This window comes from Shewanella sp. SM71, assembly GCF_025653905.1.
Taxonomy (GTDB): domain Bacteria; phylum Pseudomonadota; class Gammaproteobacteria; order Enterobacterales; family Shewanellaceae; genus Shewanella; species Shewanella oncorhynchi.
Genome location: NZ_JAKKRW010000002.1, coordinates 86,102 through 100,083, shown reverse-complemented (window position 1 = coordinate 100,083; position 13,982 = coordinate 86,102). Strand labels below are relative to the sequence as shown.

Genomic DNA, 13,982 nt, shown 5'->3' with positions numbered 1-13,982 from the left:
CGAAAGGCTCTGCTTTAGTGATAAACCTCGGCGTGTTCGTTTAATTCTTTGAGCTGCATCTTCACTATCTCGATCACGGGATCGTGAGGACTATTATCAACAAAATGCTGCAGATCGGCGGCGGCCACATTAATACAACCCAACTGCTGTGCAATAAACGCCCGCTCACGATTCAAATGCACATCGTCAACATGCCATTGCAACAGCAGACTGCAACACTCCATCGCTGCCTCAAATTGATGCGACACTATGCAACCCGCCTTAAGCTCATGCAGCATACGCGTCAGCAGTTTTTTCACCGTTGCAGGCTTTAAGTAACTTGCCTTAAGCTCAGCAGCATTACCTAACTCGCCGCGCACTAACACGTGCAACTGGTGACGGGTGAGTTCCTTGCCCGTTAAAGGATCCAAATAACTCACTTCACCGCCAATCTTACAACGCAGCACCGTATTGCCAGGTAGCAATATGGGGTCGAGTTCAAGATCTAACTGCTTCGCCAGCAACATCAATACCGTCGCCAGCGTTGTACTATTACCTTGGCGACTAATTAAGCAAGTACCTAAATCTGCCGCCTCTGTACTGAAGTAGTTCTCACGAACACAAAAACCTAAATCCTCGTAAAACCAATGCAACAGCGCATTAAAACGCTGTTGTTGATCAACCAAGTAATGACTTAATACGGCTCCCGCCATTTCAAACCAAGCCCATTTAGCGGCTTCAAGTTTAGAAAATCCAAGGTGCGCACCTACATCCAATGCCGACTCGGGCAATGAAATGCCATCTTGCAGAGTGTAGTTACCCATTAACCCAATAATACCGCTTGTTTAAAATGAGCCAATTTAGCAGCATAAACCAACCAACCTATCGCGCCTAAGTAAGCAAACACTTTAAACAATTTGTTTCTATTCACTTTTATGGCAATGGCGCCTAGGACAATGTAAGCAACTACAGCACCGATTTTTTCGGTCATCCAAGGATCCACAAAAGGAAATTGCTGGATCATAAAACACAAAGTTAAGCCCGACAGCAGTAGGAAAGTGTCGATAACATGGGGCGCTATCTTGAGCAGCTTCTTCTCCATCAGAGCCGATTGGCGCAGATGCAGGACAAAGCGCACGGTGAGCAATAACACGCTCAACGCGATAAAGGTAAAATGCAGATGTTTAACCGCAGGATATAGACTGTAAAAAGTTTCCATTACGATACTTATGGCCAGTGACAAAGGCGCTAGTTTACCCTAATCCTTGGCGGCATACCAATGCCTATCAGCCTAGATATTCAGAGCTAACATCATAAAAAATCAAACGAGAAGTGACGATGAATTTAAGCTTAATTAACGATGAATCAACCGAGTTCGCCGACGCTGTAAAACAAAAAATTGTCGAGTTCAACCAAGTCCAATGGCAGGGGCTTAGCCGTAAAAATCTCGGACTCAAACTACAGGACTCCGAAGGTAAACTGTTAGCAGGGATCAGTGGTAAAACGTTCGGCAATTGGTTGTTAATCGAGTATCTGTGGGTCGATGATTCTTTAAGACACCAAAGTATCGGCACGCGCTTATTATTAGCCGCAGAAAGCCAAGCAAAGGAGCGCGGCTGCCAATTTGCCCTACTCGATACCTTAGATTTTCAAGCTAAGCCTTTTTATGAGCGCCACGACTATCGCGTGCAATGGGTACAACAAGCCTACCCAGAAACCGGCAGTAAATTTTTTATGGTAAAAGTGTTGTGATGTTTAAGGTTTGGGATCTTCATCTTACACCAACTTAAGGTCGCCCTATGGAAAACAAAAACGCCATTGGTAATAAGCAATGGCGTTCGATAAATCGGTATAACTGGATAAATATCTTCACTTAAAGCAGCGTGTTATTCTGCCCATTTACCCATAGTGCATCTGTCATTACTGCCAAAGTCTCGCACTGTCGCGACATTCTCGTAGCCCAGTTCGATAAGCTTAGCTCTGAGTTTTACAGCCTGTTCGAAACCATGCTCGAGCAGGATATAGCCGTTAGGCTTTAAGTAATCTCGGGCAGTGTTGGCAATATAATAAAGATCGGCAAAGCCTTCCTCGGCGGCGGTTAACGCGCTTTGGGGCTCGAAACGCACGTCACCTTGGTGCAAGTGTTCGTCAGCTTCATCAATATAGGGCGGATTTGAGACGATTAAATCAAAGTCCCGCGACTTTACGGCACTGAACCAGTCACTCTGGAGAATTTCGACCTGTGGCAGCTTTAAGTTCTCACGATTCGCGATAGCCAAAGCCACGGCATCATCGACTTTATCGACCGCGGTGATTTGCCATGACTCACGCTCAGACGCCAACGCCAGCGCAATTGCCCCAGTACCAGTGCCTAAATCGAGCACTTTGGCGTAGGTGGAAAGCGGCATGTTCAATGCAGTTTCAACCAAAATTTCCGTATCAGGACGCGGGATCAAAGTGGTGTCGTTGACGATAAAAGGCAACGACCAAAATTCGCGCTCACCGACAATATGTGCCACAGGTACGCCTTTTTGGCGTTTCTGTACCATTTGCTGGAAGCGTTTCCACTGTTCAACCGTTAGGGATTTTTCAGGCCAAGTATACAAATAGCTGCGGCTTTTATTGAGGCAATATAACAACAAAACCTCTGCATCCAGATGAGCGGATTCAGAGGTTGATGCTAACTGCACATAAGCCCATTGCAGGGCTTCGGCTATGCTAGATTGATCTGACAAAATTACCCCTGCTCGTCAGCCAGTGCGGCTAACTGATCGGCTTGATGCTCTTGCATCAGAGGCAATAAAATAGCATCGAGATCGCCTTCCATCACTTCGTTCAAGCGATATAAGGTCAAGTTGATGCGGTGTTCGCTCACGCGGCCTTGCGGGAAGTTATAAGTACGTACACGTTCGGAGCGATCGCCACTGGCAACCAGACTACGACGGGTCGATTCTTCGGCGCTACGGCGTTTTTCGTCTTCAACAGCTTGAATACGTGCGGCCAGTACACTCATGGCTTGGGCACGGTTCTTATGCTGCGAACGTTGATCTTGGCATTCCACCACGATCCCAGTAGGAATATGGGTGATTCGAATAGCTGAGTCAGTTTTGTTAACGTGCTGACCACCTGCACCTGATGAACGATAAGTATCGACTTTCAGATCGGCTGGATTGATTGAAATCGCTTCCGCTTCAGGCACTTCGTGAAGTACCACAACAGTAACCGCTGAAGTATGCACACGTCCTTGGGATTCGGTTTCTGGCACACGCTGTACACGGTGGCCGCCGGATTCAAACTTAAGTTTGCCGTATACGCCGTCACCGCTGACCTTCATGATCACTTCTTTAAAGCCACCATGTTCGCCTTCGTTACAGCTCATGATTTCAATCTGCCAGCGATTCGCTTCAGCATAACGGCTGTACATGCGGAATAAATCACCGGCAAAAATAGCCGCTTCGTCACCGCCTGCACCAGCGCGGATCTCAACGAACGCATTTTTATCGTCGTCAGGATCTTTTGGCAATAATAGAATTTGCAATTCGTCTTCGAGCTGCTCGAGTTTGGCCTTAGCGGCCTTCATCTCTTCCTGCGCCATTTCACGCATTTCAGCATCGTCTTCTTCCAGCATTTCTTTGGCAGAATCGAGATCGGCCTGCGCTTGCTGATAGGCTTTAAAGCCAGCAACAACGTCTTCTAACTGGGCATATTCTTTCGATAACGCACGAAACCTGTCTTGATCGGAAATGACGCTAGCATCACCCAGCAAAGCCATGACTTCTTCATTGCGCTCGAGCAAGCCTTCCAGCTTGCGGATAACGGATTCCTTCATTTAACTCGCTAACCTTAGTTTTTATCTAATCCAAGCGCTGATCTTAACTGACCGAGAGTATTCAAATCGCCCTGACGACTCGCTGCCGTGAGGGCCTGTGTCGGTGCGTGGATAAGTTTATTGGTCAGGCGATTGGCTAGTTCAATCAATACCTGCTCAGTGTCTGAACCCTGGGCTAATTTATTCAGGGCGCGTTCCACTAACTCATCTTTTACCGCCATGCTCTGGCTGCGATACTCGCGAATACTGTCGACCGACTCTAAAGAACGGATCCAATCCATAAATAAGAAAGATTGTTCTTCAGTAATTACTTCAGCTTGCTCGGCGGCTTCTTTTCGAGAAGCCATATTCTGTTCAATAATGCTATGCAGGTCGTCCACTGTATACAGAAACGCGTCATCCAAATCGGCGACTTCCGGCTCAATATCCCGGGGAACTGCTATATCAACCAATAACATAGGTTGATGGCGACGCTGCTTTAGCGCTTTTTCGACCATGCCTTTACCTAGGATAGGCAGAGGGCTGGCGGTAGAGGATATCACGATATCGGCTTTTGGGAGATAATCTGGTATCTGCGCCAGTGTAATTGCTGTTGCGCCAAACTCCTCGCACATGCCTTGGGCACGTTCTAACGTCCGATTTGCTACGACCATTGAAGCCACGCCGTTGTCTTTAAGATGCTTTGCAACCAGTTCTATGGTTTCACCTGCGCCAATCAACAGTACTTTAGTGGTCGATATTGATGAGAAAATATGTTTCGCCATGCTTACCGCGGCAAATGCCACAGAAACTGCGGCGGCGCCAATTTCAGTGTCAGTGCGGACTTTCTTAGCGACTGAAAAAGTATTCTGAAAGAGTCTATCTATGGTTAGCGCAACCGTACCAGCCTCTTTGGCCTTAACGAACGCTTGCTTTACTTGACCGAGAATCTGCGGCTCACCAAGGATCAAAGAATCGAGCCCAGAGGCTACGCGCATCAAATGCCTGACGGCATCTTGACCGTGATAGTTATAGAGACAAGGTGCTACATCCTCATGATCTAGGCCGTGATATTCTTCAAGCCACGCAATAATGTCGGCCTCATCGCCGTTGTTGCAATACAACTCAGTGCGATTACAGGTCGAGACAATAACGGCTTCACCCGAGCGTGTACGACTGGCCAGACTCTTCATAGCGTCATGAATTTTGTCCGGAGAGAAGGCGACTTTCTCACGCAGGTCTACCGTGGCTGTTTTATGGTTAATACCGATTGCTACAAGGCTCATCTGACTCTTTCTAGATTCTTGGCGACTCTCTTAATAAGGGCATTCTACTGAATTGGCCCAACTAAAAACAGAATACGCTTAACAAAACCGAATAAAGGTCTAACTTCTTACCTAAATTTTCTATCAATAATAGGTAAGGCAAAATTTGCCCCAAGGGAGCAAATCTAAGTGACCGCCGATGGAAATTTTACGTTTGGCATTGGTATTCTTTCCAAGCCCTCGTATCATAAGGACTTTGGTATATCAGTCATAGATGAATAATTTGAAGCGCCTCACAAAAACCATTTTCTCTTGTTTTACCTTAAGCGCCCTACTCTTGCTGGCGGGGTGTGAAACCTTGCCGCCGATGACTGACTTAAGCCCAATCACAGTCAATGATGCGCGCCAAGCCAAAGCTTGGGAATTACAGGGAAAACTAGCGATAAAAACTCCCGACGATAAACTCAGTGCCAATATCTACTGGCGCCACAGTGAAGATCGCGATGAACTCACACTCACGACTATGCTAGGTACAACTGTGTTGACGCTTAATTCAACCTCGAACTCTGCCCATTTACATATCGATGGCAAAGATTTTCGCGACGATAATGCCCAGCGTTTACTCGAGCGCGTCAGCGGTTGGTCCATCCCCTTGGCCGATTTACCTTTGTGGATCACTGGTCAAGTTGGCCTGAATGATCAAGTACTTGAAAGCGATAGCCAAGGCAAACCTAAACAGCTCACGAACACTCAAACCCCACCGCCTTGGCAGGTCACATTTTTAAGTTGGCAATCCCAGAGCGGCGCCAACGTGCCCCATCAATTAAAGCTTGAGCGTGGTGACTTACAACTCAAACTACAATTGAATCAATGGCAAGCCCTCGGCAAGCCTGCAATCATACTCGAAGAGAAACCTTAGCATGCCCGCAGCAATTTCACGCCATTGGCCAGCACCAGCCAAGCTTAACTTATTCTTACACGTGAATGGTCGCCGCGCAGATGGTTATCATGAACTGCAAACCTTGTTTCAGTTTATTGATTACTGTGACATGCTCGATTTTAAGGTCACTGAAACCGCAGAACTGATTTTGCACTCCAATATCTCTAATGTTGTCGCCGATAGCGATAACTTAATTCTGCGAGCCGCAAAATCATTACAACAAATCACAGGCTTTACTGGCGGCGCCGAAATCTGGTTGGATAAACGTCTACCCATGGGCGGAGGTTTAGGTGGCGGCTCGTCAGATGCTGCCACCACCTTAGTGGCACTGAACACGTTATGGAACACCCAATTATCGACCGAAGAACTGGCTAAAATCGGCCTTAAATTGGGTGCCGATATTCCTGTTTTTATTCATGGTTTCGCCGCTTTTGCCGAAGGTGTAGGTGAACGCTTGCAAGCGGTAAATCCGAGTGAGCCTTGGTACTTAATCATCGCACCCGATGCCCATGTTTCCACCGCTGAAGTATTCCAAGATCCACTTTTACCACGTGATACCCCGAAACTGGCCATAGATACCCTAATGAACCAACCTTGGGCAAATGATTGTCAAAAACTAGTCGTTTCTAAATACCCTCAAGTTGCCAAGGCATTAGGCTGGCTGCTAGAATATGCGCCGTCGAGAATGACAGGAACAGGCGCATGCGTGTTCGGGGAATTCACACAAAAGCAACAAGCTCTCGCAGCCTTGGCGAAATTACCGTCTGAAATGCAAGGATTTGTTGCACAAGGGATGAATCTTTCGCCGCTCATCACGCGACTCAGTCACCCTTAAACTACTTTCTTCTAGAGTAACCACTTAACGATAACGCCTCGGGTTCCTCCCGTCCCTACATCGTCGTTACTCTAGCCACTAAAATATAAAGCAAACGCCTGAGGTTCATACAGTGCCCGACATCAAGCTCTTTGCTGGGAACGCCACCCCCAGTCTCGCTAAAAAGATAGCCGATCGTCTATTTTGCAAACTCGGAGACGCAGTGGTTGGTCGTTTCAGCGATGGTGAAATCAGTGTCCAAATTAACGAAAATGTACGTGGAGCCGATGTGTTCATCATCCAATCCACTTGTGCGCCGACAAACGACAACCTGATGGAACTCATCGTGATGGTTGACGCGCTGCGCCGTGCATCTGCTGGCCGTATCACAGCTGTTATTCCTTACTTTGGTTATGCTCGTCAAGACCGTCGCGTTCGTAGCGCCCGTGTACCTATTACTGCAAAAGTGGTTGCCGATTTCCTGTCTAGCGTGGGTGTTGACCGCGTTCTGACCTGTGACCTGCACGCTGAGCAAATCCAAGGTTTCTTCGACGTTCCTGTTGATAACGTATTTGGTAGCCCAGTGCTGCTAGAAGATATGTTAGCGAAGAACTTAGATAATCCAGTCGTTGTTTCTCCAGACATCGGTGGTGTTGTTCGCGCTCGCGCAGTAGCAAAACTGTTGGATGATTCTGATTTAGCGATCATTGATAAACGTCGCCCACAAGCGAACGTTGCGCAAGTTATGCACATCATTGGTGATGTTCAAGGTCGTGACTGCATTATCGTTGACGATATGATCGACACAGGCGGCACTCTGTGTAAAGCGGCTGAAGCCTTAAAAGAACATGGTGCGAACCGCGTATTTGCTTACGCAACTCACCCAGTCTTCTCAGGCAAAGCGGCTGAAAATATCGCTAACTCAGTGATTGATGAAGTGATTGTGACTGACACTGTTCCTTTAAGCCCAGAAATGTTGAAAGTGGCTAAAGTGACTCAGTTAACTATGTCTGCGGTACTGGCTGAGGCAATTCGTCGCGTAAGCAACGAAGAGTCTATTTCTGCCATGTTCCGTCACTAATAGTTCTGTTACTGAACGTTCTGACTAATCTGAGTGGTTCCAATGCACAGCTTACTGTTTTAACGAATCACTAAGCTTGCAGAGCTAACCACTCAGACATAAAAACGCACTCCTCGGAGTGCGTTTTTGTTAGTGTATTTTTTAAGCCAGCTTCTGATCATCAGATGTAAACTGGCTTCTACACATTAGATTTTAAAATTACTCACCGCACGGAATAAGAACTCAGCCTGCGCCTTAAGCTCATCCGATGCGGACGCATTTGCATCTGCCGCATGGGATGACTCCTCAGCGATATCGCGGATCACCACCACGTTCTTGTTCACTTCAGCCGCCACCATACTTTGCTCTTCAATAGCCGCCGCAATTTGAGTGCTCATGTCCATAATATTACGCACGTCGTTATTGATAAGCTTCAATAAAGCGCCAGCACTTGCCGCTTGTTCAGCGCTTTCAACGCCTTGTTTTTGGCTAGATTCCATCAATTGCACAATCGATCGGGTACGCGTCTGCAGCGTTTGAATGATGTTAGCAATCTCTTGGGTTGACGATTGCGTCCGCATCGCTAAGTTACGCACTTCATCGGCAACCACAGCAAAACCACGGCCCTGCTCACCCGCACGCGCCGCTTCAATCGCGGCGTTCAAGGCTAAAAGGTTAGTCTGCTCAGCAATGCCGCGGATCACATCTAACACGCTACCGATAGTCTCGCTGTCACGTTCCAATTCATTAACGACCGCTGCAGAGCTATTCAACTGCTCAGCAAGTGACTGGATTTTATGTATCGTTTGCTCAACCTCTAATTGACCACTTTGGGCATTATCGTGAGTCTGACCCGCTTTTGATGCCGCTAATTCGGTTGTTTTAGCGATTTCCTCAATCGTTGCGCCCATCTCAGTGATTGCTGTTGCGACCATGTCGGTCTCATTAAGTTGTTGGCCCACACCTTCGGAGGCGAGCATGGCATTTTCTGAAACACGTTTACAGGAAGTGTTAATCGTTGCGACCGACTCAATCACTTGCTCAATCAGCTGTTGGAAGCTACTCACCATGCTATTGAAATGCTGTGCAATTTCACCAAGTTCATCTTGGGTGGAGGCATCGCACCTCAATGTCAGATCTTTACTCACCTCGATGCGAGAAATGATCTGCGTGATACGCTCAACAGGCGCGATAATACTGCGGATAATCAAGTAGGTAATGATTGATAGTAGTAACGCAATAAAGATAAACACAGTAATACCGACATTAACACTACTACTCTCAGCATCATCAATGGCCTTAAGAGCCAAATTTTTCAAGTCACTCGTACTGCTCTCAGTTTGCTGGTTTGCAGCTAAAACTCGCGCCATAGTACCGTCATTTTCGGTCAAACCAAGCTGCTGTTCCTTATTAATTAAGCTTTTGAAATCCTTTTGATATTGAGTAATAAGCTCTTCAATTTTTCGTTGAGTATCAATATCGATACTCGAGGCATGAAGCTTGTCATTAAACTTACTAATATTAGTATCGAAGGTTTCGACATAACTTAGCTCACGACGCAGCATAAAATCCTTTTCGTTACGCCTAAGTTGCAGCATTGCGGCTTCGAGTGCGGGCTGATCAAATTCTTTGAGTAGCGTTTCAACGTTATGCACCGCAGCTCGTAACGTACCGTACAAACCTGTTTTAGGTGTTAAGCCAATCTCTTGTTGTAGCTGCACCACTTCAGAAAAAGCGGCTTGATACTGATTTAAATTACGGTCAAAACTTTCAAGTGAGGCAGTCGATACCCCATATTCTTTAAAGACTTTCTCTAACTCAGGGACAATACTGTCGATTGCCATGTGGCTTTGCTTATGCAGCTCGACATATTTCAAATCCTTGCGAGCGAAAAAGTCCTTTTCATTTTTACGCAAAATTAAGACGTCGCGCTCTAAATCAAGCACACTTTGAGCCGCGTTAGAAAGTTCCGATTTCACCGAATTTGAATAGAGTTGTAATCCAAACATGGCAATTAGTGCCGAAATAGACACTGCAGCACTGAGTAACAACTTTGAGCGGATTAGCATAGAAAGTCCCCGAATATATAATCTATCTTAAAAAGATAGCTGGAAATTAAGCCTTTAACAGCGCAAACATAGCAATACATTAAAAGTTCACATCAAATACTTTGATAGCTTGTCGATTTAAGCTCCCATACTGTGAGTACCGCATTATTTTTAACTTAGTTCTTCAGGGTGATACCCTACCGTTACTACAAAGTATTTCGTTTTAATTACGTTAAATATACCGTCTCAAAGCAGATGTAAGTGTCATAATATCAATTGATATAAAATGAATTACTTCATTAGCTTAGCAGTACTTTTTCGGGCGAATTCTACTACAAATTACAAAAATGTTACGCTGGATAATTGATCTAAATAAAATATATTTTTTAAGGTTCCAAACCTTTTGTAGCGCCCACTGCGTCAAAACTACAACACTCAATCATTATGGCAGGAAATTACAGTGACAGCAGGGATCCTCCCACTCAATGGCTCAATGTCTGACTTTGAACTGGTCACCTTAGCGAGCCAAGGAGACAGAACTGCCTTCAAGTTGCTGTATCAAAGCCATTACCAACGTATTTACGCCCTATCACTGCGCCTTTGCGGCCATAGCGCTATGGCTGAAGAAATAACCCAAGAGTGTTTTATTTTAGTGTGGCAGAAGTTGCCACAATTTCGAGGTGAGAGTCAGTTTTCCACTTGGTTACACAGTATTTGTGTCAATCAAGCATTGAGCAGCATTCGTAAACAAAAGTCCTTTTGGTCACGATTTATTCCGCTGGAACAAGAAACAGAACCCTTAAGCTCTGATAGCAGCTATAGCGGATTAGATAAGTTAATTTTCAAACTGCCAGAACGCGCTCGCATGGTTTTCGTACTCTGTGCAATCGAAGGTTATCAACATGATGAAATCGCTGACTTACTTGGCATTGCCGTCGGCACCAGTAAGACCCAATACCATAGAGCTAAGCAACTACTACAGGAGATGCTGTAATGACGTTAACGCCGCTTTCCCGTGAACAACAGCTTGAGCAATTGATTAATAGCGCGCCCAAAGAGATGTCGCCTACACATGATCTGTGGCAAGGCATTGAAAAACGCATGGATAAAACGCTGATACCCCAAACGTACAAATCCCAGAAGAGTCACGCTTGGGCGATAGCGGCTTCGTTTATTATTCTAGCGGCATTGGGATATACCCAATTGCCCTATTTCAACTCATTCATAATGCAGCAGACAGAGCTTGCCCAGAACCAAGCTATGCCAGAGCAACCAGAGGATGTGGCCTTACATTTATTACTCACCCAAATTGCAACATCACACCAAGCGCAAGTGGACAACCTAGAACAGGCGCCAAATGCGCTAATGTGGCAAACGAGCAGCTTCAGCGCACCCGTTGAGCAAGGTTTAACTGAGCTAAGGCTCGCGGCAACACAGATTTACCAAGCTTTACAAGCGAATCCAACCGATAAACAACTTTGGCAACTGTGGCTTTGGGTGCAGCAGCGTGAGCTCGACCTATTACAACAGGGCCAAAAATTACCCATTAGAAACTCGACACAAGGAAACACCCTATGAGTAACCTCAATCTCACTAAAGCTAGCCTATTGGTTTCGACACTCTGTTTAGGCTTAATGGGCAATGTGTTAGCAGCACAAAGCGTTGATAAACAGTTAAGTGTCAGCAGCGACACTCAACTGCAGATCAAAGTCCAACGCGGTGATGTGACCATTCAAACATGGGATAAGAGTGAAGTGAGTGTCACTGGCACATTAGATGAATTGAGCGAAGGCTTTGTGTTTGAGCAACAGGGAAATAGTCTCAATATCGAAGACAAAATGCCTCGCCACTATAATGGCAATAATGACAAAGGATCACAGCTCACCATTAAAGTCCCAAAAACGGTTAAACTCAGTGCAGATACCATATCTGCCAATCTGCAAGTTGCCGAAACTCAAGGTGAACTAGATTTGAATACGGTAAGCGGCAATATCAACGCCAACAACTTAAGTGGTAAACCTGAGTTACATACAGTCTCTGGTGATATCACGACCAAAGCACTTGATGGAAAAATCAAATTAGAAACCGTATCCGGCACGATTCAGGACACTGACAGTAAAGGAGAAATGAATTATCGCCTCGTTAGCGGTGACTTAAAAAGCCACACTCAAGCAGAAAAAGTCACGATTGAACAAGTCTCAGGTGAAGTGAATGCTAACTTTAGCGTCACCAAGGAAATCGAGCTCAGAACCGTCAGCGGAGATTCACAAGTATCACTCGCTAAAAACTTCAACAAAGCAAATTTTGAAAGTGTGAGTGGCGATATTACCGTGATCTTTAATGATGTTCCCGATGCCAGCTTCAACTTAGATGGTGGTCCTGGTGGAAAAATCAACAACGGTTTAACCCAAGATGTACCGCAAAAACAAAAATATGTACCAAGCACAGAGTTATCATTCCAAACAGGCTCTGGTGCAGCCAACGTGAAGATGAATACCATCAGCGGTCATCTGATTTTAAAGAAACAGTAATAAAAGCTATTTAGCACAAATAAAAATGCCGCCAAAGTAAAACTCGGGCGGCATTTTTTATATCAAAGTCATCAGACTGAAGCTATCTCTTCAGGCGTCAAATATCGCCATTCACCCAGTGCTAAGGAGGGGTCTAATTCAATTTGCCCTACACTTTCACGATGCAACCCTTGCACATGATTGCCCACAGCGGCAAACATACGCTTCACTTGATGATACTTACCTTCGGTGATGGTTAATCGCACTAATTGTGGATCAATAATCTCCAGTAACGCCGGCTTAGTTAGACCATCTTCACCGCGCAATTCAACGCCAGCGGCAAATACCGCAATCAAACTAGCATCCACTGGCTCATCGAGTTGCACTAAATAGCGTTTGCCACATTCTTTCTTCGGTGAGGTGATCTTATGCGACCATTGGCCATCACTGGTAATCAACACGAGTCCTGTAGTGTCAGCATCTAAACGACCAGCAATGTGCAAAGTTTCTGGCTTAGGCACATCCACTAAGCTCAATACCGAAGGGTAGGTTTCATCTATCGTCGAGCAAATAGTGTCTACCGGTTTGTTAAGCATTAAATAACGCTCGCCCACTAAGACAATCGGCTCGCCTTCAAGGCAAACACACATACCTTCAGTCACTTTAAAACCCGAGTCTTTAACGACTAAGCCATCACAAGTAATATCACTGCGATGCAGGGCTTTTTTCGCTAATGAGCGAGTCAGTGAGGTACTCTCACAGATAAATTTGTCTAAACGCACGTTAATACTCAACTTCAATAAAGAAAACTGCCGTATTATGAAGCCGACCCGTTCAAAGGGCAAAGAATTGCTGCTCAACGCGACCTGTGTTTCTATATTAGCCCTTACGCATTGACAGTAATCACCATAGGGAAAGATGCTATGACTGAATTCCAAAAGATGATCACAGGCCAAGAATATGATTGTCTTGACAGCGAACTCTTAAGTTTAAGAACACAACAGCAGCGACTGAATCGACAATTAAATCAAACGATTGCTCAAAATAGTACTGAGTACACCCAACTCTGCCAACAACTTCTGCCCCTTAAATCGCCAGTCGCAACTATCTCCACGCCGATTTTTATCAGTTATGGCATCAATCTCACTCTTGCTGACAGAGTGTTCATCAATGTCAATGTCACCTTGCAGGATAATGCCCCCATTTTTATTGATGAACAGACTATGGTCGGCCCCAATGTACAGTTTTATACCTCAAGTCACCCACTTGATGCCGAGCTACGTTGCTCAGGTTTGGAAACCGCTAAAGCGATTCACATCGGTAAACGGGTATGGATTGGCGGCGGCGCAATCATAATGCCAGGAATCAATATTGGTGATGATGCCGTCATCGGTGCTGGCGCCGTAGTGACTAAAAATGTCGCAGCCAAAACAGTGGTTGCAGGTAACCCTGCAAAACTAATTAGGCAACTGAATTAACCCTATTTTAAAATGATAAATCGAAGTGCTCACTTACCTGAAAAGGCCTGCATACGGTAACTTTGCAGCTACTGACTTAA

15 protein-coding genes are annotated in these 13,982 nt (G+C 45.6%); 8 read left to right on the top strand and 7 right to left on the bottom strand.

Going from position 1 to position 13,982, the window contains the following annotated elements; genetic code table 11:
* Positions 1 to 14: 14 nt before the first annotated feature.
* Both L5L97_RS02910 and L5L97_RS02905 read right to left on the bottom strand, forming a co-directional pair.
* Positions 15 to 803, bottom strand: a complete 789-nt coding sequence (locus L5L97_RS02910) for a SirB1 family protein (RefSeq protein WP_113939759.1) — start codon at positions 801 to 803, stop codon at positions 15 to 17.
* The gene (locus tag L5L97_RS02905) at positions 803 to 1,198 is read right to left on the bottom strand and encodes a SirB2 family protein (protein WP_263181957.1); all 396 of its coding nucleotides are present in this window, start codon (positions 1,196 to 1,198) and stop codon (positions 803 to 805) included. Before L5L97_RS02905 ends, L5L97_RS02910 begins: the two co-directional genes overlap by 1 nt.
* A gap of 119 nt (positions 1,199 to 1,317) precedes the next feature.
* Between L5L97_RS02905 and L5L97_RS02900 the strand changes: the two genes are divergently transcribed.
* Positions 1,318 to 1,731, top strand: a complete 414-nt coding sequence (locus tag L5L97_RS02900; RefSeq protein ID WP_263181955.1) for a GNAT family N-acetyltransferase — start codon at positions 1,318 to 1,320, stop codon at positions 1,729 to 1,731.
* Positions 1,732 to 1,865: 134 nt separating this feature from the next.
* Here L5L97_RS02900 and prmC read toward each other — a convergent pair whose 3' ends face one another.
* From prmC to hemA, 3 genes are read right to left on the bottom strand one after another with little or no spacing between them, the layout of a single operon-like run.
* Positions 1,866 to 2,714, bottom strand: coding sequence for a peptide chain release factor N(5)-glutamine methyltransferase (gene prmC / locus L5L97_RS02895; RefSeq protein WP_113939044.1), 849 nt, complete (start codon positions 2,712 to 2,714; stop codon positions 1,866 to 1,868).
* 2 nt (positions 2,715 to 2,716) lie between these two features.
* The gene (gene prfA / locus L5L97_RS02890) at positions 2,717 to 3,808 is read right to left on the bottom strand and encodes a peptide chain release factor 1 (protein WP_131523734.1); all 1,092 of its coding nucleotides are present in this window, start codon (positions 3,806 to 3,808) and stop codon (positions 2,717 to 2,719) included.
* Between the two features lie 14 nt (positions 3,809 to 3,822).
* Positions 3,823 to 5,073: a glutamyl-tRNA reductase gene (gene hemA, locus L5L97_RS02885; protein WP_028761678.1), complete on the bottom strand. Its 1,251-nt coding sequence runs from the start codon at positions 5,071 to 5,073 to the stop codon at positions 3,823 to 3,825.
* Between the two features lie 253 nt (positions 5,074 to 5,326).
* Here hemA and lolB point away from each other — a divergent pair, with 253 nt between their 5' ends.
* The 3 genes from lolB (at position 5,327) to L5L97_RS02870 (ending at position 7,887) form a co-directional block, all read left to right on the top strand.
* Positions 5,327 to 5,971 carry a lipoprotein insertase outer membrane protein LolB gene (lolB, locus tag L5L97_RS02880; RefSeq protein WP_173242897.1) on the top strand — a complete coding sequence of 215 codons (645 nt, stop codon included), beginning with the start codon at positions 5,327 to 5,329 and terminating at the stop codon, positions 5,969 to 5,971.
* A 1-nt stretch (position 5,972) separates the two neighbouring features.
* Positions 5,973 to 6,827: a 4-(cytidine 5'-diphospho)-2-C-methyl-D-erythritol kinase gene (gene ispE, locus L5L97_RS02875; RefSeq protein ID WP_173242894.1), complete on the top strand. Its 855-nt coding sequence runs from the start codon at positions 5,973 to 5,975 to the stop codon at positions 6,825 to 6,827.
* Between the two features lie 112 nt (positions 6,828 to 6,939).
* Positions 6,940 to 7,887 (top strand): ribose-phosphate pyrophosphokinase, encoded by a 948-nt coding sequence (locus L5L97_RS02870; protein WP_006080255.1) that lies wholly within the window; start codon positions 6,940 to 6,942, stop codon positions 7,885 to 7,887.
* A gap of 185 nt (positions 7,888 to 8,072) precedes the next feature.
* Here the strand turns inward: L5L97_RS02870 and L5L97_RS02865 are convergent, their stop codons facing one another.
* Positions 8,073 to 9,935 (bottom strand): methyl-accepting chemotaxis protein, encoded by a 1,863-nt coding sequence (locus L5L97_RS02865; RefSeq protein WP_173496755.1) that lies wholly within the window; start codon positions 9,933 to 9,935, stop codon positions 8,073 to 8,075.
* A gap of 439 nt (positions 9,936 to 10,374) precedes the next feature.
* Here L5L97_RS02865 and L5L97_RS02860 point away from each other — a divergent pair, with 439 nt between their 5' ends.
* The 3 genes from L5L97_RS02860 to L5L97_RS02850 are packed head-to-tail and all read left to right on the top strand — an operon-like array spanning position 10,375 to position 12,445.
* A complete protein-coding gene (locus tag L5L97_RS02860) occupies positions 10,375 to 10,908 on the top strand; it encodes an RNA polymerase sigma factor (protein ID WP_113939254.1) in 534 nt (177 codons plus the stop codon).
* Positions 10,908 to 11,492, top strand: a complete 585-nt coding sequence (locus tag L5L97_RS02855) for an anti-sigma factor (RefSeq protein WP_219250392.1) — start codon at positions 10,908 to 10,910, stop codon at positions 11,490 to 11,492. Before L5L97_RS02860 ends, L5L97_RS02855 begins: the two co-directional genes overlap by 1 nt.
* A complete protein-coding gene (locus L5L97_RS02850) occupies positions 11,489 to 12,445 on the top strand; it encodes a DUF4097 family beta strand repeat-containing protein (RefSeq protein WP_219250393.1) in 957 nt (318 codons plus the stop codon). Before L5L97_RS02855 ends, L5L97_RS02850 begins: the two co-directional genes overlap by 4 nt.
* A gap of 71 nt (positions 12,446 to 12,516) precedes the next feature.
* Here L5L97_RS02850 and rsuA read toward each other — a convergent pair whose 3' ends face one another.
* Complete coding sequence (gene rsuA / locus L5L97_RS02845; RefSeq protein ID WP_263182010.1) at positions 12,517 to 13,269, bottom strand: 16S rRNA pseudouridine(516) synthase RsuA; 753 nt, start codon at positions 13,267 to 13,269, stop codon at positions 12,517 to 12,519.
* A 78-nt stretch (positions 13,270 to 13,347) separates the two neighbouring features.
* On the opposite strand from rsuA, the gene L5L97_RS02840 reads away from it, so the two are divergent.
* Entirely contained in the window at positions 13,348 to 13,902 is a 555-nt protein-coding gene (locus L5L97_RS02840; RefSeq protein WP_198571876.1) for a sugar O-acetyltransferase, read from the top strand.
* Positions 13,903 to 13,982: the final 80 nt, after the last annotated feature.

Bases quoted from the DNA above. Each gene is read 5' to 3' on its own strand.
- L5L97_RS02910 (WP_113939759.1), bottom strand. From the start codon at position 803: ATGGGTAACTACACTCTGCAAGATGGCATTTCATTGCCCGAGTCGGCA.
- L5L97_RS02905 (WP_263181957.1), bottom strand. From the start codon at position 1,198: ATGGAAACTTTTTACAGTCTATATCCTGCGGTTAAACATCTGCATTTT.
- L5L97_RS02900 (WP_263181955.1), top strand. From the start codon at position 1,318: ATGAATTTAAGCTTAATTAACGATGAATCAACCGAGTTCGCCGACGCT.
- prfA (WP_131523734.1), bottom strand. From the start codon at position 3,808: ATGAAGGAATCCGTTATCCGCAAGCTGGAAGGCTTGCTCGAGCGCAAT.
- hemA (WP_028761678.1), bottom strand. From the start codon at position 5,073: ATGAGCCTTGTAGCAATCGGTATTAACCATAAAACAGCCACGGTAGAC.
- lolB (WP_173242897.1), top strand. From the start codon at position 5,327: ATGAATAATTTGAAGCGCCTCACAAAAACCATTTTCTCTTGTTTTACC.
- ispE (WP_173242894.1), top strand. From the start codon at position 5,973: ATGCCCGCAGCAATTTCACGCCATTGGCCAGCACCAGCCAAGCTTAAC.
- L5L97_RS02865 (WP_173496755.1), bottom strand. From the start codon at position 9,935: ATGCTAATCCGCTCAAAGTTGTTACTCAGTGCTGCAGTGTCTATTTCG.
- L5L97_RS02855 (WP_219250392.1), top strand. From the start codon at position 10,908: ATGACGTTAACGCCGCTTTCCCGTGAACAACAGCTTGAGCAATTGATT.
- L5L97_RS02850 (WP_219250393.1), top strand. From the start codon at position 11,489: ATGAGTAACCTCAATCTCACTAAAGCTAGCCTATTGGTTTCGACACTC.
- L5L97_RS02840 (WP_198571876.1), top strand. From the start codon at position 13,348: ATGACTGAATTCCAAAAGATGATCACAGGCCAAGAATATGATTGTCTT.